General features: G+C 61.7%; 1 pseudogene. It reads left to right on the forward strand.

Going from position 1 to position 551, the window contains the following annotated elements:
* Positions 1 to 69 precede the first annotated feature (69 nt).
* Positions 70 to 551: pseudogene (locus B7R21_RS20525) on the forward strand (IS21 family transposase); the annotation flags it as partial.

Consider the following 551-nt stretch of genomic DNA (forward strand, 5'->3'; position numbering starts at 1 on the left):
TGTTGACGCCGACCGAATGTGATGCCGTTTCTGCCGATTGAAAACAGGGCCACCTAGCCACTATGGAAGGTGATCAATTTGGATGACTGGGCAAAGATTCGGCATTTGCATTCGATGGGTTTGCACTCGAAAAGAGAGATAGCCAGGCTCGCTGGGGTGTCGAGGGGCACGGTTGATCGTGCGCTGGAATCGGGCAGGCCGCCGGCGTATCAGCGGGCGCCGGCGGGATCCAGGTTCGATGCGTTCGAACCGAGGGTCCGGGTGTTGCTTGCGACCACGGCAGGGATGCCCGCGTCGACACTGGCGGAACGTGTGGGCTGGTCCGGGTCCTCGTCCGTGTTTCGGCAGAAGGTTTCAATGATTAGGCCCGAGTATCTGCCCCCAGATCCCGCGGACCGGATCGATCACCAGCCCGGGGTGCAGGTGCAATGCGATCTCTGGTTCCCGCACCAGCCGATTCCGTTGGGTCATGACCAGTACGGGTCGCCGCCGGTGCTGGTGATGACGTCGACGTTCTCCGGGAACATCCAAGCCCTGATGCTGCCGTCCCG

It is taken from the genome of Subtercola boreus (assembly GCF_003399625.1).
Taxonomy (GTDB): domain Bacteria; phylum Actinomycetota; class Actinomycetes; order Actinomycetales; family Microbacteriaceae; genus Subtercola; species Subtercola boreus_C.